Origin of the sequence: Kitasatospora nipponensis (assembly GCF_039528135.1) — a bacterium.
Lineage (GTDB): Bacteria > Actinomycetota > Actinomycetes > Streptomycetales > Streptomycetaceae > Kitasatospora > Kitasatospora nipponensis.
Genome location: NZ_BAAALF010000996.1, coordinates 1 through 563, shown reverse-complemented (window position 1 = coordinate 563; position 563 = coordinate 1). Strand labels below are relative to the sequence as shown.

Here is a 563-nt window from a genome sequence, read left to right as displayed (position 1 = left end):
GGAGTCGCTGACGCTGTCGTCGGTCAGCCAGTACGGGCTGGTGATGTCGGCCGGTCCGCCGCGTTCGTAGTCGAACATCTCGCCGTTGTTGTTGTAGCCGTCCTTGTAGGTGGCCACGACTTCTCTGCCCCAGGAGATGGCCTGGTTGTAGTAGTAGGAGAGGAAGTTCAGCCGCTGACTCTCGTCGACCAGGCTCAGGTCGAAGTCCTCCCAGAGGATGTCCGGCTGCGCCAGGTCCACGACCTCCTTGAGCTTGTCGAACCACAGCTGGTTCTCCGCGGCGGTGCCGAGCTGCCCGTACAGCTTCTTCAGGCCGGCGGTCGGCTGGGCGGGCACGTGGTCGTAGAAGCCGTTGAAGTTGAACGCGTGGTGCATGGCCACGAGAAGCTTCAGGCCCTTGCCCCGGATGGCGTCGCGGAAAAGTGCCAGCAGGTCCAGACGCGGCCCGTGCTGGACGGAGTTCCACTCGTTGGCCGAGCTGTTCCACATCGAGAACCCGTCGTGGTGTTCGGACACCGGTCCGGCGAACTTCGCGCCCGCGTTCACGAACAGCTGCGCCCAGG

The 563-nt window shown here is 64.3% G+C and carries 1 protein-coding gene; it reads right to left on the bottom strand.

What is annotated here, in order from left to right:
• Nucleotides 1–563: alpha-L-fucosidase (locus tag ABD323_RS44515; RefSeq protein WP_344447669.1), on the bottom strand; the 563-nt coding region annotated here is incomplete at both ends.